This window comes from Cohnella sp. (assembly GCF_041641335.1).
Classification (GTDB): domain Bacteria; phylum Bacillota; class Bacilli; order Paenibacillales; family Paenibacillaceae; genus Cohnella.
The window spans coordinates 1-18,086 of sequence record NZ_JBEPYQ010000123.1 but is presented as its reverse complement, the minus strand read 5'-3'; the positions used below and the strand labels follow the sequence as shown (position 1 = coordinate 18,086).

The window sequence follows — 18,086 nt, the reverse complement described above, 5'->3', positions numbered from 1 at the left end:
TCACGATCGCCTCCAGCGAATCGTCTCCCTCCGTCGGAACCGGCTCCGGCAGCCATTCGCCGAAATACCGCTCCCGCCGCTTGCGCGCCGATTTGAGCAGATCGCGGCACCGGTTCGTCACCATTTTGCACAAATACGCCTTCGGCTCGGCCAGCCGCTCCGGCTCGATCTCATATATTTTCACGAACACGTCCTGCACCGCGTCTTCCGCGTCGGCCACGGTGCCCGTCAGCTGGTAGGCCAACGTAAACAGCAGCCTTCTGTACCGCTCGTAAAGTTCCTGCATGCTTTCTCCTCGCCTCCGTCCAGCCAGCCTATCGTCGGCGCGCGTCCGGCTCACTTGATCAAGCTTGCCGAGTCCCAAGTGTACTTGCGGACTTTCCAGCCCAGCTTGCCGGTCAGCACGATATCGAACCCCCACTGCCGCGTCCATACCATCCCATGCTCGGGTCCGAGCCCGAAACAGAACACATCCATGTACGACTTGTGAACCGGAGCGGACCGACCGGCCGCATCCGCCGCCATGACTTTGATCAGCCGGGGCACTTGGCCGATCGCTTCCTTGCACGTTTTGCCGTCGATGCGGCCGGTTTCGGGATCGACGATCCGCGCGTTGTCGCCGATCGCGTACACGCCTGGAAACCCGGCTATCCGGTAGCTTCCGTCCACCTCGATATGGCCGTCCGCGGTGACCGGGACGCCCAACTCCCGCAAGCCCGGATTAGGCAGCAGCCCCAGCGTCCAGACGCACAAGCCCGCCTGTTCGCTGCTGCCGTCGGACAGCGTCAGCGTTCCCCCCCGTTCGCTAAGCACCTTGACGCCGTGCCGCACCGTCACCCCTCTGGCCGCCAACGCATTTTCCAGCTTGTTCCCCACTTTGGCCGGACCGTCCGGAAACAGCCGCTTATTCGCATTATACAGCACGATCCGCGCTTCGCCCGCGTCCAGTCCGAGCCGCTTGGCATCCGCGCGAACGCTATGCGCCAGCTCGGCCGCCGTCTCGATGCCGCTGATGCCCGCTCCGGCTACCGCGATCGTCAGCTGCTTCTCCCTTTCGGCGGAATGGTTCTCCTTCGCCGCCCGAAGCAGATTGCTCTGCCACGCTTCGCGAATACGTTTTGCATCGCCCAGTCCGCCCAGAGCGATACCGCCCTGTTCGGGCTCCGGCCGACGGACGACGCTGCCCGCCGCAAGCACAAGCCAATCGTACTCGATCGCGCCTTCGCCGCCCCGGGCATCCTTGTAGCGCACCCGCTTCTCAGCGCCTTCGATTCCCGTCGCTTCCCCTTGAATCAGTTGCACGCCTTCCGGAAACATTTTCGAGAACGGAATCGTAATATCCTCCTCCCCCGCCGCAGCCTTGAACAACAGCACCTTGCGCAGGTGGTACGCATTTTTGTCCATCAGCACGATGCGCAGCGAACGTCCGCCCGCCTCCTCCGGATAAGCTTTCAGCAGCGCCTTGACCGTATTGACTCCCGCATAACCTCCGCCTACGACGACGCATGTCATTGGCTTCATCGCCATCACCCCTCGTTTAGTTGTGCACATATAACGACGAGGTCGACGGTTTTGTGACCGGGGGCGATTGATTTTTTTCGACGAATCATTCCAGGGACGGGAGAGCAAAGTAAATTCATCCGCAAGAAAGGAGGAAAGCCCGTGTCCAAACAGCAAGGCCACGCAACCAAAAACACGAGGACGAAAACGTCCGACAAAAAGGGCAATTCCAACTCGTCTAAATCCTAAACGGGAGGTGCGATCGCGATGGCGGGAAGAAACAACAAGCCGGACAACGACGGTCCGGCCAGCAGTCCGAGCCAGCTCGGACAGTTCGGCAGCAAGCTGGCGTCGGACAACGAGGAAGAATTTCAATCGGCTCTGGAGCAGGCTTGCGAAAGCTCCGAGGAACCCGATCACTGAATGTACGGCGACTCGGGCAATCCGGGCCGTCTCTACTCGGCCGAGAACCGTTCGAGGCTTCGGACGAGATTGTCGTGCGCCCACCGGACATGGTTCCGGTCGTCGTATTGCCGATAGGCGCATTCCACATATAGGATGAGGTCCAAATACAGATCGTAAAGCTTCCTGCGGGCGATCTGGGCTGGGTCCGGGATCGTGATGCCGTAGCCTTGACGGAAGGCTTCCGAGTTATGGAAATGGCTGAAATAAAACTCCATCAGCGGATCGCCCCAGATCGCCCTCTCGAAATCGACGATGCCGGTTACTTGCCCGTCCTTCACGAACACATTGCCGTCCCACAGATCCCAATGCAGCAGCTTCGGCTCTCCGATCTCCTCGAGCAATGCCAAGCTGTCGCCGATCCGCTTCTCCAATTCCGGGTACGCCATCGGCAGTTCGACGCCCGCGTCGCGGCCGTCCGCCAGAATCCCGGCGATCATCCCGTAGAACGCTTCGGGCCAAGAGCGTTCCAGCTTGCCCGAGTAGAAGCCGAACCCGGATCCTTGGACCTCGTTGATTCTCCGGTTGATTTGTCCCAGCTGCCGGTAGATCGAAGCCCGGGTCTCCTCGTCCAATTCGTCCCTAATTCGGTTCAGCGGCTCGCCCTCGACGAATTCCATGACGAAATAATCGACCGGGAGCCTTTCCCGCGAAGTATCGTAGACATAGATCCGAGGAACAGGAACGCCTGCGGTGTCCGCGAAGCGGCCCATCGCTTCCACATCCGTCTTCATCAAGTCGATCTCGCAGCGCATGAACCGCAGCTCCGAAGAAGGACGGGCCTTCAACACCGCCTTGCGGCCGTCGTCCAGTTCCAGCTTAAACGCGCTGTTCGCCCAGCCGTCCGTCATTTCCTCGAATGCGAGCAGCGGCCGGCCGAACGTCGCCATGGCCGCGTCTCTTAACTGTTTCTCGCTTAGCCGCGTCTTGTATATTCCCTGCATCCGCGTTCCCCTTCCCTGTCCCGGCGGCGTCCCGATTCCTGACCATCAAAAAAACGCCCCATAAGTCATCATTACAGTAATGATGATAACTTATGAGACGGCTTAGTGTTTGTCAAGCCTCGATTAACGAAGCTTCCACGTTTTCCAGGAACCGTTCGCAATCGAGCGCGGCCATGCAGCCCGTGCCAGCGGCGCTGATCGCCTGGCGATATTTGTTGTCCTGCACGTCCCCGCAGGCGAAGACGCCGGGAACGTTCGTCTCGGTCGAGCCCGGCTTGACGATCAGATAGCCGGTTTCGTCCGTTTCCAGCTGACCGCCGAGAAACTTCGTGTTCGGCGTATGGCCGATAGCGACGAACAATCCGTCCGTGGCGATCGTCTCCTCTTCTCCGGTCTCGTTGTTTCTCACCTTCAGTCCCGTCACGCCCAGAGGTCCGCTCTCGACCTCCAGCGGCGTGCGGTTCAAGCTCCAGCTTATTTTCGGATTGCTGCGGGCGCGATCCTGCATGATCTTCGACGCGCGCAGCTCGTTGCGGCGGTGAACCAGAACGACTTCGGAAGCGAACTTCGTCAGGAAATGCGCCTCTTCCATCGCGGAATCCCCTCCCCCTACGACGATAATCTTCTTTCCGCGGAAGAAAAAGCCGTCGCAAGTCGCACAGGTGCTGACGCCCCGTCCGACGTTATCCTTCTCGCCCGGAATACCCAGGTATTTGGCCGAAGCCCCGGTAGAAATAATGAGCGTCTCCGCCTTCAGCTCCCCCAGACCTTCCACCGACAGCTTAAACGGACGCTCCGACATGTCGACGCTGTTCACCCAGCCCGAACGGAATTCGGCGCCGAACCGCTCGGCCTGCTTGCGCATATTCTCCATCAGCTCCGGCCCCATAATGCCTTCCGGAAATCCGGGGAAATTTTCCACTTCCGTCGTTGTCGTCAACTGTCCGCCCGGCTCGGGCCCTTCGATGACGAGAGGGTTCAGATTGGCGCGGGCCAAGTAGATAGCCGCGGTCAGCCCCGCAGGTCCGGTACCGATAATAATCGTTTTATAAGCGCTCATCTTAACTCTCACTTCCTTATAAGTTTCCTAGTATGACTAAAAGGATACCATCCCCGCGCCGGAACGTCATGAAGGAAAGATGAACGTTAGATGAAGGTTTCATGAAGAAGGCGCCGCCCGCCTTAATCGCGCTTACCAGCTGAAGCTGTACCGTCCGGAGCCGACCGTCAGCGTCACTCCGTCCTCCTCCTGCCGCACGGATGCGATTCCCGCCGCGGCCTCGAGCCTGGAGCCGCTCTCTTTCGCCGTCTCCAGCTTGGCGTTCGGCAGCTTGATTTCCGCCGTCGTATTAGCCGGGATCGTCGCCTCGAGCTCCATGCCCCCGTTATCCGTACGCTTCCAGTAGCTGCGCACTTCTCCGTACATCGTTTCCAGACGGGCTTCCGCCCAGTCCAGTCCCTCTCCCGGCTGCGGACGGACATGGATCTTCTTGTAGCCCGCGGCCTGTTCGTCGGTGTCGATGCCCGCCACCCGGCGGTACAGCCAGTCGCCGATCGCCCCGTAAGCGTAATGGTTAAACGAGTTCATGTCCTTGCTCCAGAACGAACCGTCCTCCTTGATGCCGTCCCAGTGCTCCCAGATCGTCGTCGCGCCCTTCGTCACCTGATACAGCCAGGACGGGTAGTCCTGCTGGAACAGCAGCTTGTACGCCGCGTCGTTATGGCCGCTGTCGGTCAGCACGTGGTTCAGGTACGGCGTGCCGACAAAGCCCGTCGTCAGATGGTGCTTGCTCTCCTCCAGCAGCTCGAGCAGCTTCTTCTCCGCCCGCTTCTTGGCCTGCTCGTCGAGAATGCCGAACATGAGCCCGAGCACTTGCGCCGTCTGGGTCGGCACGGTCAGCCGACCGCTGGGGCTGACGAACTCCCGATGAAACGCGTAGACGATCCGCTCGTACAGCCCGGCGTACTTATCCGCGTCCTCGCGCTTGCCGAGCGTCTCGGCGATCTTCTGCAGCAAGGAGGTCGAATAGGCGTAGAAAGCCGTGGCGATATAGTCGCGGTCGGTCGCGCCGATATACGTGTCCGGCTTGGAATCGAGCCCGAGCCAATCGCCGAAGTGGAAGCCCGTATTCCATAAATGCTCGTCGTCTCCCTGCTTGCGGATGTACTCGACCCACCCAACCATGCTCTCGTACTGCTCCTCCAAAATTCTTTTATCCCCGTAGCAGAGATAGATCGTCCAAGGACAGATGACCGCCGCATCTCCCCATGCGGAGGAAGAATGGGAGTTCTCGTCCAGCACGTTCGGGATGACGAACGGAACGCCTCCGTCCTCGCGCTGGTCTGCGGCCAAATCCCGGCTCCACTTCGTGAAAAACGGAGCGATGTTGCGCAGGTGAGCGGCCGTGCGAATGAACATCTGGGCGTCGCCCGTCCAGCCGAGCCGTTCGTCGCGCTGAGGACAATCGGTGGGCACGTCGAGGAAATTGCCCTTCAGCCCCCACTCGATATTGTGCTGCAGCTGGTTGACGAGCGGGTCCGAGCAGGCGAAGCTTCCAGTCGGGGCCATGTCGGTGTGCAGCACGACTCCGGTGAAGTCCTCCAGCCGGATCGGCTCGGGAAAGCCGGTCAGCCGAACGTAGCGGAATCCTTGGAACGAGAATCTCGGCTCGTACGTCTCCGCTTCCCCGCCCTTCAGCGTGTAACGGATTTCCTGCTTGGCCGCCCGCAGATTGTCCGTGTAGAAATTGCCGTCCTTGTCGAGCACCTCCGCATGGTGTACGACAACCTCGGCTCCGGCTTCGCCTCTCACCGCGAACTTCAGCCAGCCGACCATGTTCTGCCCGAGGTCAAGGACGGTCTCGCCGAGCGGCGTCTTGATCAGTTCGATCGGCTTGATCTCCTCGAACCTCCGCACCGGGTCGTTCTCCTGCATGATCAGCGGGTCGTTCGACTGCTCGACGATCGCGACCGCTTCCCACTTCCCGTCGTCGTAGCCGGGCTTGCTCCATCCCGGAATTTCCAATCTCGCGTCGTACGTCTCCCCGTGGTAGATCTCGGACATCAGAATCTGGCTTGCCGTCGTGCGCCAGCTCTCGTCGGAGACGATCGTCTGCTCCGAGCCGTCTTCGTATTCGATATGAAGCTGCAGGAACAGCGCCTGCCGGGTTCCGTACAGGCAGTAGTGATCGCTCCACGCCAGCGGCCCCTTGTACCAGCCGTTGCCCAGCATCGCGCCGATCGCGTTCTCGCCTTCTTCCAGCATCGGCGTTATGTCGTACGCCTGCACTTGAATCCGGTGCTTGTAGCTCGTCCAGCCAGGCGTGAAATAATCTTCGCCGACCCGAGCGCCGTTCAGTTCCAGCTCGTACAGGCCGAGGGCGGTGGCGTAGATCCGCGCCCTCTTCACGCCTTGGCCGACCTCGAAGCTTTTGCGAAGCAGCGGACTTCTCTCCACATAGGTGTCGGGACGGTTCTTCCACTGCTCTTCCGGCTTATCCACGCCGATCCATTTCGCGCTCCATTCGCTCTTATCCAGGACGCCCGTCTCGAACCAGGCCGGCTCCGACCATTCCGAAGCTTCTCCCGAGGCTGCCCATACCCGGACGCGGTAATGATAGCGCTTGCGCGAAACGACTTCCAAACCGGTGAGCCCGACGTGCAGCGATTGGTCCGACTGCACCTTGCCCGAGCTCCATTCCGCCGCCGAGAAATCCGGGCTTCCCGCAACCTCGATCTCGTAAGCGCCCTGTACGACCGCTCTCTCCTCCGAAGACAGCTTCCAACTGACGCGCGGCCTCTTGACGTCCAGACCGAGCGGATTTCGCTTATACTCGCAACGCAATTCGATAACCTGCAGCATAAATAACCAGGCTCCCTTCTCTTACTGCCGAATTGCCTCTATGATATAATGGTTTCCACAAAAAGTATCCGGGTATTACGGACATTTGAATAGGGGAATACGGACATTTTGAGGAGGTGCTTTGATGAACCCGATCCATACCTTAAAGGGCGATTATTTCTTCCATCACGATCGGCTCGTCTACGTCAACCGTGCCTCTGAAGATTTCGAAGCGCCGGTGCACGACCACGACTTCATCGAGTTCGCCTTCGTAGCGGAAGGCACCGGATTCCACCATGTCGGCGGGCAGGTCCACCCGATTCGCAGGGGACAGCTCTTCTGCATCCCGATCGGCATTCCTCACGTCTTCCGCCCCGCTTCCGCGGACGTGGCCAAACACCCTCTGACCGTCTATAACTGCGTGTTTTCGCCCGCGCTGCTGGGGAGGCTCGCCTCCTTCGTCACAGACCCGAGGTTGGCGCGATTCATCGGAGAATGGAGAGACGGAGCCTCGCCCTATTTCTACCTCTCCGACACGGACGATACGATCGAGCGGCTGATGCTGGCGATGCACCGGGAGTTCTCCATGCCTCGGGGCGCTTCTTCCGATTATCTGGACACCCTTCTCATCCAATTGTTCATCGTCGTACAGAGATTGAAGCATGACGCGCCGTCCGCTTCCGTCCGCAAATTCACGCAATTCGACCATCTGCTGTCCTACATGGAGCAGCATCTTGCCGAGCCGTTGTCGCTGCGGAGCCTGGCCGAGATCAGCCGCTGGAGCGAACGGCATCTGCAGCGCCTGTTCCGGCAGCATACGGAGCAATCGTTCAACAGCTATCTGCAGGCTTTGCGCATTCAGAAAAGCTGCGAGCTGCTCCGCAGCACGGCGCTGAAGATCGGCTCGATCGCCGAGACGGTCGGTTACAGGGATACCGCTTCCTTCCTCTCGGTCTTCAAGCGAATCGCAGGAATGACGCCGGGCGAATACCGGAAAGCGTCCTTATCCTAAGCGGGCAAGCTCCCCCGATATTCGCTGCAACCGCTCGAGTTGAGCGTCGCCGTACATGCGATATCCCTCCTCCGTGCCGAACCGCGTGCGCAGGAACAGTCACTATTTGGGGGTTTATTGAATTGCAGTTAAATTTCATCGTATTATTAGGTTAGGTTTATTTCGGCAGAAAGGGGGCATGGAATGCCCACGGTCAGAGATATAGCGCGCGTGGCTGGGGTTTCGCCGGCAACTGTGTCGCGGGTGCTAAGAGCGAAAGGCAATACCTCCCCCGAGATTAATAACAAAGTGGAGAAGGCCATGCGCGAGCTCGGATACGCGCCAGATAACGGCGGCCCAAATGCGCTATCAAGACGTTCTCGAACCATCTGCTACACGATCGCTCGCGATCCGAACGAAATTTTCGGCAACCCGTACTACTCCAGCGTACTGATCGGGTTGGCGAATGCCACGCAAAATTTCGGCTACAATTTGCAAATTTCCGCAATACGCTCTGTCGAGAAACAGATCGAGAAGTGTCTATCCCTGTACAAGAGCAAGAAAGTGGACGGCTTTATCCTATCCGGCGTTTTATCGTCGGACAAAAGCTCGTTGATTGAAAGCTTGCAGGATCATGCAATTCCGTTTGTGATGATCGGACGCAGCCTGCAGCACAATATTTTCTGCATTCACAGCGACAATTATCGCGACGGCTACATTACCGCGCAGCATTTACTGGATGAAGGTTATCAGCGCATTGTATTTCTGACCGGCAGCGTCAATGTCGATATTATGCGGGACAGAATCGGCGGGTATAAGCAGGCGCTGCATGACAGCGGTCTGTCGTCGGGAGACGAAGGCGTCATCCTATGCGGACCGGAGGAAGCTGAAATGATTGCCGCGCTGGACAGATACGTCGACAACGGCGGGGAATTCGACGCCATTATCGCTGCCGATAGCGTGTGGGCGCTTGGCGTATTGAAGTATTGTCGCGACAGGGGACTTCGCGTGCCTCAGGATGTTGGCGTCATCGGCTTTAACGACGCGCCTTTTCTGCTCAGAATATCGCCGACGATCAGCTGCACAACGATTGGGGGGGAGAACCTTGGGCTTGAAACGTTGGATATGCTGATCGAGCTGATGGATGACCCCACTCGAATCAACAAAAACAAAACGGTCACGCTGCCATCCGAGCTGATCGTTCGCCAATCGACGCAGCGAAACGCGCAAGAAGCCTGATCGGCTTATGCCGTCCCGGGGAGCTTCGGGGCAACGCATGTCCGATTCGATTTAGAGGAGCATTAACGTAAAAATCGCAAGTTCCGGGTAGAAGCTTCCGCGGAGCTTGCGATTTCTTCATGCTTGCAGGCTTAAGGATTCGAATGGTTTCGATTGCGATCAGGATTTTGTAGCGCCCGCGGTAAGCCCGGAAATCAGGAAGCGCTGCAAGATCAGGAAGACAGCGGCGATCGGAACGGCAATCAGAATCGACCCGGCCGCAAATCGGGTGAAGTTGTTGCTGAATTCCTGATTGACAAGATTGAACAGCCCGAGCGCCAGCGTATAATTCTCCGAACTGCGCAGGACGATCCTCGGCAGAAGAAAGTCCATAAATGGCGCCATGAAGTTGAAGAGCGCCACAACGGCCAGAATCGGCTTTGCCAGCGGCAAAATAATCCGGAAGAAAATCAGGAAGTGGCCTGCGCCGTCAATTTTCGCGGATTCGTCGAGATCCCGCGAGATCGTATCAAAGTACCCTTTGACAAGAAAGGCATGCATCGGAATAGAGCTGCCGACATAAATAAGAATCAGACCGGCGAGCGTGTCGAGCAAACCCAAAATATTCAGCAAAATATAGAGTGCCACCATGCCCATCAGCACAGGGAACATATTGATAAGCAACAGCGTATACATGCCGTGCTTGCGGCCTCTGAAGCTATACCGCGAGAACGCATAAGCCAGCATCGTAACGACCAGCAGCGACAGCGCCGTGTTCCAAAAGGCGACGATCAGCGTATTTTTGTACCACAACAAATATTGGCTGTTCGGATCGGTGAATAGCCAGCTATAGTGCTCCGTCGACCAATTCTCGGGAATGATCGTTGCGCTGTACAAGCTGGTGCCCGGATTCAGCGATACTCCCATCGCCCACAGCAGCGGGTATGAAATGACGATGAACATGAACAAGATGAAAGCGTAGATGCCCGCAAGCTCTAGCCTCGACTGCCATTTCGCACTCATCAGATTTTGCCCTCCTCCTTGAACGAGCGTGTTCGCCTGAACTGGAAAAAGGCGACTGTAGCGACAGTCAGACCGAGAATGATCGAGATGACCGCCGCCATATTGTAGTTCAAGGTTTCAAATGTAAGCTTGTACACCCACGAGATAATAATATCCGACGATCCAGCCGTCTGATTGCGTACCGGCGGCCCTCCCTGGTTAAACAGATAGATTAGATTGAAATTGTTGAAGTTGCCCGTGTATTGCATAATGAGCAGCGGAGCTGTCGCGAACAGAATATGCGGCAATGTAATTTGCCTGAACCTTTGCCATTTGCTCGCGCCATCCACTTCCGCCGCTTCGTACCAGTCGCTTGAAATACTTTGCAGAACGCCTGTGAACAAAGCGAAGACAAAGCCGAAGCCCAGCCATACTTGGACGATAATAATGGCTACCTTCGTCCAGAACGGATCCGTCATCCACGGAATCGAAACGTTAAATGGCGATAAAATGGTTCGATTCACTGCACCAAACCGATCATTGAACAAGGCGGCGAATACCAGAATGGAAACGAAGGACGGAACGGCCCATGGCAAAATGAGCATCGTCCGAATAAATCTTTTGAACTTGACCCTCTTGTCGTTGACAATGACCGCCAGAAACAAGGCGAGCGCGATTTGCAGCGTAGTTGCTACGAACGTCCACACCAATGTCCACGATAAGACCGAAATTAACGTATTGCGCCAAATCGGCACGGAGAAGATGCTTTTGAAATTGTCGAACCCGACCCAATCGAGTAGAAAGCGGGGCGGGGAATTGTAAATATTATAGTTCGTAAACGCGAGGGAAACCATAAATAACAGCGGCAAAATAAGGACAAACATCATCATAAAGATGCCCGGGCCGATAAACAGATACGGGACTCCCTTGTCCCATGCCTCCTTAAAGCCGCTGCGAATCGTCGTAATTCTCCATCCGTCCCGCAGACGGTTCGCATCGCTTCGCGCGTCGCTTAAATTCATCCAATAGAACAGGATAAAGAAAAAGGTAAGGATGACCGAAACGATTCCCTGGATAAGCAATGCTCTCGAGTCGTCAACGCCTACCCATGTTCCAAGCGTGACCAACCCCCAGTACCCGATATTCAAGAAATCCGCAAACAAAATAAAAAAAGACAAGAACAGGGTAAAAAATAACGCGCCCTTTATAAATCTTCGATTGTACAGTTGCCCGAGCCCCGGAATAACGGAAAGCGCCATCGCCAGCTTGACGCTGTGCTTGCCGGTTTGCGGCCCGCGATTTCGTTCCTGTTGTTCTGCCAATCTATTCTAACCTCCTCATGGACATGCATGAATCGGGGAGGAGCGGAAAGCATTCCGCCCCTCCACTCCCCAATAGTCTCCTTGCTATTGATTGGCATTGTTTATCGCAATTTGCTCCTGGATTTGAGCGACTGCCTCATCCAGCACCTCTTTCGTATCGTGTCCTTGCGATAAAAAGATCAATGCATTTTTCATCGGCTCCCAGGTTTGCGAAATTTCAGGGTTGTTCGGCGTCGGGGTCGCATATTTGGCTTGCTCCGCGATTGCCGAGAAGTAAGGGTGACCTGTAATCAGGTCGCTATTCAGAATGCCCGGGCGCGCCGGAATTTCCGCGGCGATCTCGAAGTGGCTTGCCGCATTGTCGTCATTGGTAATGAACAACGCCAATTCGGTTGCCCATTCCTTATGCTTAGAGAATGGCGAAAGCACCAGTCCCTTGATACCTAGGAAGGATGGCGGACGCTGTCCGTTGGCGAGCTTCGGCAACGGTGCGACGCCGAGTTTGTCTCCCAGCGACGATTCGTAGTTTTTGATGCCGGACGGCACGTTGACGACTGCACCAACCTTGCCTTCCTTGAACAGACCGTTCATGATGTCGCCGTTGATCGATGTCGGAATCAACTTCTTTTCGAACCAGGACTTGATCAGATTGGCCCCATTGACTGCCCCTTCATTGTTCAAGCCGATGTCGTTGGCATCGTAGCCCGTTTTCTCGTCATATCCGAAAATATAACCGCCATTGCCCTGCATAAACATGTTGGCGTAATAGAAATTCGTTGCGTCGATCAAAAAGCCGAACCGGTCCTGAGAAGCGTCCGTGAACGTCTCGGAGAAAGCCTCCAGTTCCTCCCATGTCTGCGGCGGCTCCGGCAGCAGATCCTTGTTGTAGTATAGGGCCGTTGTCTCGATGACCATTGGGAGATTGTAGATTTCGCCGTTGATGGTTACAGCCTGGATCGCCTCGGGCGAATACTGGACAATTCGCTCTTCGCTAATCCGATACGGCTCGGCCAGTCCTTGCAGCACATTGCGGCCCATTGAATTATGGGTAGCGCCCCATAAATCCGGTCCATTGCCGGCCGGCCCGTCAAGTGAAAACGCCTTAGCTTGTTCGCGCGGGTTGAAAGGAACGACCTCGACCTTGATGCCGGTTTCATCCGTAAATCTCGCCGTTATTTCCCGCATGGACTTCAATTCCATTTCGTTTTCCGGCGCCCAGATTTTCAGTTGGTTCGGCTTTGGCGGCATGTTGTCGCCCTGCTGTCCGCCGGTCTCTTTATTCGCGTTCGTATTCGGAGCCGGAGTCGGCTGCTCGCTGTTTCTCGTCGGCCCGCAAGCCGCAGTGGAGAGTAGGACGGCTGTCGAGAGCAGTATGAATGAGAGCTTTCTAGTCATGGGTTTGTACCTCCCTGAAATGTCGACTTCCGATTAAAATCGGCTGTCGAATGGTTCGATCTGTTTATTCGTAGACATGCCGGCCAAGATGGCCTGTATGCAAGGCAGCGCTTATGCATATGCCCGCGGCGTCAAGCTCATAATGAGCAACAGCCGCATTGTATGCCGGATAGCTGTCTTCAGGATGAATGATTCGCTTTAAATCTGCTGTCGTCTGCCCATGCCCGAATACAGCGACATGGGCTTCCGTTCCGAGCAACGGCGCCAATTGATTATTGACGAAGACTTGTACGCGCTTGCGTACATCGGCCTCATGCTCCGGCCAAGAGGGCCACCATCGGCGCCGCTTATTCTGGTGTTCGGCAAATCTTGCGTCTGGAAACTCCTTTTCTATCTGGCTGCAGGACTCCCAGTTGTAATCCCGGTAGTCTGTCCAGGCTTCATTGAAAATTTCCGACATCTCCGGAATAAGTACAATTTCCATTTCTTTGGCCTTGGCCAACGGTGCGGCCGTCTGAATGACTCTGCGCAGCGGACTGCAATATATCGCGTCCAGCCCGATCTCCCGGAAAAACGTAGGCAGCCGTTGCGCCTGCCATCCCCCAAGCTCCGTCAAGTCGCAGTTTGGCCCTCCTCCCTGACCGATATTCATCGTGGACTGGGCATGACGAACAACATATAAGTGCATCCGAATCATTGTCCTCCTGATTGGAATCATCCGTACGCGATCTCATTGGCAGAACTATCCCGTCGGACGTCCTTCTTTAGCTGCAAGTGAACGGTATCATTAATTTTAAGCACTTCAATAGCTTGCTTGTGGATAATAAAATGGTTCACGCCCGTATTCTCCTGGATGAAGCGTATACGCTCCGATCCAATACCCAGCGCTTCGCGAATGACATATTCATTAAACATCCCGTGGCAGAATACCGCAATTCGCTCCTCACCGCTTAATTGAAGCTGATGCAGCGCGGCCTGGGCGCGCAGTTTGCTTGTTTCAGGAAGGTCGCCTCCGGGACAGATCCAGCCTTCCTCTTCTATCGAATCATCGAACAGGGCCTCCGGCACAAGCTCGGTCAGCGCTTGCCGTGAAGGACCTTCATACGGGCTTCCTTCTCGCACTTCGTACAGTGCTTTCATCACATGGATCGGATAGCCGAGCAGATTGGCCAACGGCTGAGCCGACTGCATCGCCCTAATCAGCGGGCTTGAATAGATAGCCGTTATTCCTTTATTAAGCAAATAGCGCGCGACGAGTCCGGCCTGCTCCTTCCCTTTCGCGGTCAGCGGCGAATCCGGCATATCCAGATCGGGCTCCGTATTGCCTACCGATTGCCCATGTCGTACAAGAAAAAGTTCCATAGCTGCTCCCTTACAGGTTTAATCAATGCAAACGCATACATTTATTTACTCTGCACACGCCCCCAATTTGTTTAATTCGATGGTTTCGCCCCGCCTTTCAATCCATTGAATTTGAAAGCGGCTGTGCAAGTCAGAATTTTTGCCATCCCTCTCTTGCACGTTCCGCCATGAAACAAAATGAAACAATATGAAACAGTTTGCAATTATATTTAAGCATATTTTTGCAGAAACGAAAAGGAGAAATTATAAATAGACTATAAAAATTAAAGGCCAAGCTCTTCTCGATGAGTAAAAAGCGCTATTCAATAGGAAATTTGGGTGCGGAATCCAAGAAACACCAATAAACATAAAACCCCAATTTGTTTCAATGATCTGAAACAAATTGGGGTTGGAAATAAAAAAAGGGGGGGCCTATAGAAGGCGGTAAATAAACTGGTCCCCATAATCCTAAACACCTTTTTCAAAGTGTCCAGTCTATGGGGACCAGTTTACTGCCATCGGCAGAGCGGTCTTGCTTTTATCCGATCGCCTTCGAGACCGCCTCGAGAACCCGGTTCGACTGGAACGGCTTGACGATGAAATCCTTGGCCCCGCTTTGAATCGCTTCGATGATCAGATTTTTCTGACCCATCGCGGAGCACATGACGATATTGGCGGACGGGTCGATCTTGCGGATTTCCTTCACCGCTTCAACGCCCTCCATGACGGGCATCGTAATATCCATCGTCACCAAGTCCGGCCGAAGGGACTTATATTTGTCGATCGCCTCCAGGCCGTTCGCGGCCTCGGATACGACCTCATGACCGGCTTTTACTAAAATGTCCTTCAGCATAGCCCGCAAAAACGCGGCATCGTCGACGACCATAATTTTCGCCATCTTGTTCAACCTCCCGAGCATAAAGCCTCAGCTCTATTGTACTCGTCGGCTCTCAACAAAATCTGAACAAGCGGCTTAACGTGATCTTCTCGCCGTTTTAGCGGAGTTGGGCTTCCGCGTAACCGTCGATCAGCCACTCCAGCTTGCCCGTATCCGGATGGATCAGGAAGCCGTGGACCGGCACGAACTCGGGCACGAGCGGATGCTTGCGGATCATTTGGACGCTGTGCTTAACGCCGTCCTCGGGTTTATCGAAGCCCTTAAGGAATTTTTCCATGCGGATGCCCGAATTCTCCAGCGTGTCCAGCACGACATCGGAAATCCCGTTCTTCTTGAACTTCTCCACAAGCGCTCCCGAATCGAGCTGCGTCATGCCGCAGCCGTGATGCCCGATCACGAGCACTTCCTTGGCCCCCATCTCGTGGATGGCGATCAGAATGCTCCTCATGGCGCTCCCAAACGGCTGGGTCAGCACCGCGCCGGCATTCTTGATGAACTTGGCGTCGCCGTTGCGCAGATTAAGCGCCTTGGGCAGCAGCTCCACCAGCCGCGTATCCATGCAGGTCAGAATCGCGACCTTCTTCTCCGGGAACTTGTCCGTTAAGTACTGCTCGTATTTACGTTCCTCCACGAATTGTTGATTGAATTCCAAAATATCGCTGACGAATGACATGTGTTATTTCCCCTTTCCCAGATACATTAAAAAGAGACAAGACCAATGTTGTCTCTTTAGTTTATTTCGATTCGCACAAAAATGCAAAAATAGATTATGAATACGTCACCGCCGGCTCCAGCCATGTCAGCTTCCCTTCGCTCGCGTTCAGATTAACGAACGCCCCGATCGGGACGGCCGCCTTGTACGCGCCGTGGCCGGATGCCAAATTCGTGACGAGCGGCTTGCCCAGCGGAACGATAAACTCTTCTATGACGTCTCCGTAAGTTTTGCCGTATGCGTCCTGGCAGCCGGCGCACTCTCCCATGACGATGCCTCGGCAATCCCGGAATTTCCCGGCGAGCCGCAGCTGCTCCAAATATCGGAACACCGTGTTCACGGGCTCGTGGACCTCCTCCAGCAGCAGGATTTTGCCCCGGGTATCGATCTCGTAAGGCGTTCCGAGCGTTCCCGTCAGAGACGTCAGGTTGCCTCCGACGATTGGCCCGCTGACGTTGCCCGGAACTCTGGGAACAAGCGGCACGCCCGGAGGATTGTTCAGCGGCCGCGGCACTCCGGTCGAGGACGTCGCCGTGAAAAACTGTTCGATATTGTAAGGCGGAATATCCGGTCTGAAATCGATCAGCAGCAAGCTGTGCAGTGTCACGATGCCGGACAGCTGCGCCAGCGCGTTGAGCAGAACGGTAATGTCGCTGTAGCCGCTGACGATCTTCGGATGCCGCCGGATGAATCCGAAATCCAGATAGGGCAGTATCCCTTCTACTCCCACGCCTCCGCGGGACGGCAAAATGAGCCGCACGTCCGGATCGGCGAACATGCTCATCAGATCCTCCGCTCTCTCGCGGGCGGTCCCCGCCAGAAAGCCGTTCTCGTCGTAGACGTGCCGTCCGACGACGACGTTCAAGCCGAGCCTCCGCAGGTAGGCGATCCGGGCGTCGATCGTCGCCGGCGCGAGCGGACTGCCTATCGTGACGATTCCTACCGTGTCCCCCCGCCGCAAAGCCAATGGTTTAATCGCCATCCCGTACGATCGCTCCCTCCCGTTTGTTTTGGCTAATGCTATATGTATGTGCGCCGGGGTCGGGATAGCCTAGCGAAATTCGCGATGCCGCGGCCCGTCCCATGGGTTATAATGGAAGAAAGTCGGTTGCGACAGGGGGCGGGATAACGAATTGGCCAAAGCGAAAATTTTCATCAGCTCGGTCAACGAGGACGGGCTGAAGCGGCTGCGCAAGGAGGCGTTCGACGAGCTGAGGCAGCTTGGGCACGAACCGGTCATGTGGGAGGAAAATCTCGGCCCGTGGCCGGCCTACGCGGACCCGGTCTCCAAGTGTCTCGAAGCGGTCGGGGAGGCCGACATCTTCCTGCTGTTCGTCGGCAGCCGCGGCGGCACCTACTACAAGGAAGCGCAGCGCACGGTGACCCATATGGAGTTCATCCAGGCGCACGACAAGGGCAAGACGATCCTCGTATTCGCGGACACGAGCGTCAAAGCCGCGTTCTTCGGCACGGTGCGGAAATGGATCGACGACTTTCTGGAGCAATGCATGGCCGAGTCGGGGAGGCCTCCTTCGACCGACGAAGTGCTGGCCGCGCTCCGGCACCACCCCGGCGTTCCGGCGCACGTCGATCCGTACGTCTGGTTTCTGCTTCACGATCTGTCCGTCCGCAACGTCTATATGGACGACCTCTCGCTCGGCGTCCGGATCGACTGGCCAACCTACTTCAGCGATTTGCTGCGGCGCGGGTCCATGCTGCTGCCGCTCAAGAACTCGATCATCGAGAACGGACGCAGACTCGCTCAATCGGACGAAGCCTTCCGCCTGTTGTCCGAGCTCGCCTCGCTGCAGCCTAAGGCGGACGGACCAGATTACGAGGCGGTTCTGGGTGCGGTCGCGAGCCGAATGACGGCCGGGCGGATCGAGCACCGCTATGGCCAATACGTGTCGGAGACGGTCGGCGGTTACGACGCCTGCATCGGAGCGACGCTGTACGTCCGGGAAGGCGACAAAATGCGATTCGTCGCCAAGTGGGGAGACGTCGCGTGGAACCGCTCGTTCCGGCTGGACGACAAGAGTTCCTATGTGGCGCTGACCTACCAGATGAACAAGGATACCGTCCACTACACGCAAAGCAAATCGATGTTTTACGGCTGCTTCAAACACGGCGAGCACGTTCTGACGCTGCATTGTCCCGCCGGCCCGGATTGGGACAACCGCAAATACGTCACGTATCAGGAAAGCGTCAATGATGCTATAATGAATAAAAACCCGTATCTCGTCTTCTTGGTCAAATTGGTTTTGGGAGGTTTGCTGGCATGAACGTCTACGTATCCAAAAACGGCAAAGTCAGCTTGGCCGTCGGAGAACAACCGAAGGACGCGCTCCTGTTCGCCCCTGCGAAGAAATCGTCGACGCAGCTCGTGCAAGAAGATCTGTCCGCGTGGAAAATAAGCAACTCCTTGATTCAGGAGCGGTTCACCCAGGCGACGCAGAGACA

18 protein-coding genes are annotated in these 18,086 nt (G+C 56.1%); 5 read left to right on the top strand and 13 right to left on the bottom strand.

Annotation, left to right across the window (positions count from 1 at the left end):
• Both ACESLM_RS27680 and ACESLM_RS27675 read right to left on the bottom strand, forming a co-directional pair.
• On the bottom strand, nt 1–286 hold a 286-nt coding region (locus ACESLM_RS27680; RefSeq protein WP_372637176.1), incomplete at its 3' end, for a sigma factor.
• A gap of 50 nt (nt 287–336) precedes the next feature.
• Nucleotides 337–1,521, bottom strand: a complete 1,185-nt coding sequence (locus ACESLM_RS27675; RefSeq protein ID WP_372637173.1) for an NAD(P)/FAD-dependent oxidoreductase — start codon at nt 1,519–1,521, stop codon at nt 337–339.
• Nucleotides 1,522–1,767: 246 nt separating this feature from the next.
• On the opposite strand from ACESLM_RS27675, the gene ACESLM_RS27670 reads away from it, so the two are divergent.
• A complete protein-coding gene (locus tag ACESLM_RS27670; RefSeq protein WP_372637170.1) occupies nt 1,768–1,923 on the top strand; it encodes a hypothetical protein in 156 nt (51 codons plus the stop codon).
• A 32-nt stretch (nt 1,924–1,955) separates the two neighbouring features.
• On the opposite strand, the gene ACESLM_RS27665 is transcribed toward ACESLM_RS27670, so the two are convergent.
• The 3 genes from ACESLM_RS27665 to ACESLM_RS27655 all read right to left on the bottom strand — a co-directional run bounded on the left by ACESLM_RS27665 (nt 1,956) and on the right by ACESLM_RS27655 (nt 6,768).
• Nucleotides 1,956–2,906 (bottom strand): phosphotransferase family protein, encoded by a 951-nt coding sequence (locus ACESLM_RS27665; protein WP_372637167.1) that lies wholly within the window; start codon nt 2,904–2,906, stop codon nt 1,956–1,958.
• 112 nt (nt 2,907–3,018) lie between these two features.
• Nucleotides 3,019–3,966 carry a thioredoxin-disulfide reductase gene (gene trxB, locus ACESLM_RS27660; protein ID WP_372637164.1) on the bottom strand — a complete coding sequence of 316 codons (948 nt, stop codon included), beginning with the start codon at nt 3,964–3,966 and terminating at the stop codon, nt 3,019–3,021.
• A 132-nt stretch (nt 3,967–4,098) separates the two neighbouring features.
• Nucleotides 4,099–6,768 (bottom strand): family 78 glycoside hydrolase catalytic domain, encoded by a 2,670-nt coding sequence (locus ACESLM_RS27655; RefSeq protein ID WP_372637161.1) that lies wholly within the window; start codon nt 6,766–6,768, stop codon nt 4,099–4,101.
• Nucleotides 6,769–6,892: 124 nt separating this feature from the next.
• On the opposite strand from ACESLM_RS27655, the gene ACESLM_RS27650 reads away from it, so the two are divergent.
• Both ACESLM_RS27650 and ACESLM_RS27645 read left to right on the top strand, forming a co-directional pair.
• Nucleotides 6,893–7,759: a helix-turn-helix domain-containing protein gene (locus ACESLM_RS27650; RefSeq protein ID WP_372637158.1), complete on the top strand. Its 867-nt coding sequence runs from the start codon at nt 6,893–6,895 to the stop codon at nt 7,757–7,759.
• Nucleotides 7,760–7,942: 183 nt separating this feature from the next.
• Nucleotides 7,943–8,977 (top strand): LacI family DNA-binding transcriptional regulator, encoded by a 1,035-nt coding sequence (locus ACESLM_RS27645; protein ID WP_372637156.1) that lies wholly within the window; start codon nt 7,943–7,945, stop codon nt 8,975–8,977.
• A gap of 159 nt (nt 8,978–9,136) precedes the next feature.
• Here the strand turns inward: ACESLM_RS27645 and ACESLM_RS27640 are convergent, their stop codons facing one another.
• From ACESLM_RS27640 to ACESLM_RS27605, 8 genes are all read right to left on the bottom strand, one after another.
• Nucleotides 9,137–9,979, bottom strand: a complete 843-nt coding sequence (locus tag ACESLM_RS27640; protein ID WP_372637153.1) for a sugar ABC transporter permease — start codon at nt 9,977–9,979, stop codon at nt 9,137–9,139.
• Entirely contained in the window at nt 9,979–11,217 is a 1,239-nt protein-coding gene (locus ACESLM_RS27635; RefSeq protein ID WP_372637179.1) for a carbohydrate ABC transporter permease, read from the bottom strand. Before ACESLM_RS27635 ends, ACESLM_RS27640 begins: the two co-directional genes overlap by 1 nt.
• A 147-nt stretch (nt 11,218–11,364) precedes the next feature.
• A complete protein-coding gene (locus ACESLM_RS27630; RefSeq protein WP_372637150.1) occupies nt 11,365–12,675 on the bottom strand; it encodes an extracellular solute-binding protein in 1,311 nt (436 codons plus the stop codon).
• Between the two features lie 64 nt (nt 12,676–12,739).
• Nucleotides 12,740–13,363, bottom strand: a complete 624-nt coding sequence (locus tag ACESLM_RS27625) for a histidine phosphatase family protein (RefSeq protein WP_372637148.1) — start codon at nt 13,361–13,363, stop codon at nt 12,740–12,742.
• A 26-nt stretch (nt 13,364–13,389) separates the two neighbouring features.
• Nucleotides 13,390–14,037, bottom strand: a complete 648-nt coding sequence (locus tag ACESLM_RS27620) for a histidine phosphatase family protein (protein ID WP_372637146.1) — start codon at nt 14,035–14,037, stop codon at nt 13,390–13,392.
• A gap of 517 nt (nt 14,038–14,554) precedes the next feature.
• Nucleotides 14,555–14,914 carry a response regulator gene (locus ACESLM_RS27615; RefSeq protein WP_372637143.1) on the bottom strand — a complete coding sequence of 120 codons (360 nt, stop codon included), beginning with the start codon at nt 14,912–14,914 and terminating at the stop codon, nt 14,555–14,557.
• Nucleotides 14,915–15,011: 97 nt separating this feature from the next.
• Nucleotides 15,012–15,587: a beta-class carbonic anhydrase gene (locus ACESLM_RS27610; RefSeq protein WP_372637140.1), complete on the bottom strand. Its 576-nt coding sequence runs from the start codon at nt 15,585–15,587 to the stop codon at nt 15,012–15,014.
• A gap of 94 nt (nt 15,588–15,681) precedes the next feature.
• A complete protein-coding gene (locus ACESLM_RS27605) occupies nt 15,682–16,608 on the bottom strand; it encodes a S66 peptidase family protein (protein WP_372637137.1) in 927 nt (308 codons plus the stop codon).
• A gap of 151 nt (nt 16,609–16,759) precedes the next feature.
• Between ACESLM_RS27605 and ACESLM_RS27600 the strand changes: the two genes are divergently transcribed.
• Together ACESLM_RS27600 and ACESLM_RS27595 are read left to right on the top strand one after the other, a co-directional pair.
• Nucleotides 16,760–17,908, top strand: a complete 1,149-nt coding sequence (locus ACESLM_RS27600) for a DUF4062 domain-containing protein (RefSeq protein ID WP_372637135.1) — start codon at nt 16,760–16,762, stop codon at nt 17,906–17,908.
• A partial coding sequence (locus tag ACESLM_RS27595) for a hypothetical protein (protein WP_372637132.1) occupies nt 17,905–18,086 on the top strand: 182 nt, incomplete at its 3' end. The genes ACESLM_RS27600 and ACESLM_RS27595, both read left to right, overlap by 4 nt.

Coding starts and splice junctions, on each gene's coding strand:
- ACESLM_RS27675 (WP_372637173.1), bottom strand. CDS start 1,521: ATGAAGCCAATGACATGCGTCGTCGTAGGCGGAGGTTATGCGGGAGTC.
- ACESLM_RS27670 (WP_372637170.1), top strand. CDS start 1,768: ATGGCGGGAAGAAACAACAAGCCGGACAACGACGGTCCGGCCAGCAGT.
- ACESLM_RS27665 (WP_372637167.1), bottom strand. CDS start 2,906: ATGCAGGGAATATACAAGACGCGGCTAAGCGAGAAACAGTTAAGAGAC.
- trxB (WP_372637164.1), bottom strand. CDS start 3,966: ATGAGCGCTTATAAAACGATTATTATCGGTACCGGACCTGCGGGGCTG.
- ACESLM_RS27655 (WP_372637161.1), bottom strand. CDS start 6,768: ATGCTGCAGGTTATCGAATTGCGTTGCGAGTATAAGCGAAATCCGCTC.
- ACESLM_RS27650 (WP_372637158.1), top strand. CDS start 6,893: ATGAACCCGATCCATACCTTAAAGGGCGATTATTTCTTCCATCACGAT.
- ACESLM_RS27645 (WP_372637156.1), top strand. CDS start 7,943: ATGCCCACGGTCAGAGATATAGCGCGCGTGGCTGGGGTTTCGCCGGCA.
- ACESLM_RS27640 (WP_372637153.1), bottom strand. CDS start 9,979: ATGAGTGCGAAATGGCAGTCGAGGCTAGAGCTTGCGGGCATCTACGCT.
- ACESLM_RS27635 (WP_372637179.1), bottom strand. CDS start 11,217: ATGGCGCTTTCCGTTATTCCGGGGCTCGGGCAACTGTACAATCGAAGA.
- ACESLM_RS27630 (WP_372637150.1), bottom strand. CDS start 12,675: ATGACTAGAAAGCTCTCATTCATACTGCTCTCGACAGCCGTCCTACTC.
- ACESLM_RS27625 (WP_372637148.1), bottom strand. CDS start 13,363: ATGCACTTATATGTTGTTCGTCATGCCCAGTCCACGATGAATATCGGT.
- ACESLM_RS27620 (WP_372637146.1), bottom strand. CDS start 14,037: ATGGAACTTTTTCTTGTACGACATGGGCAATCGGTAGGCAATACGGAG.
- ACESLM_RS27615 (WP_372637143.1), bottom strand. CDS start 14,914: ATGGCGAAAATTATGGTCGTCGACGATGCCGCGTTTTTGCGGGCTATG.
- ACESLM_RS27610 (WP_372637140.1), bottom strand. CDS start 15,587: ATGTCATTCGTCAGCGATATTTTGGAATTCAATCAACAATTCGTGGAG.
- ACESLM_RS27605 (WP_372637137.1), bottom strand. CDS start 16,608: ATGGCGATTAAACCATTGGCTTTGCGGCGGGGGGACACGGTAGGAATC.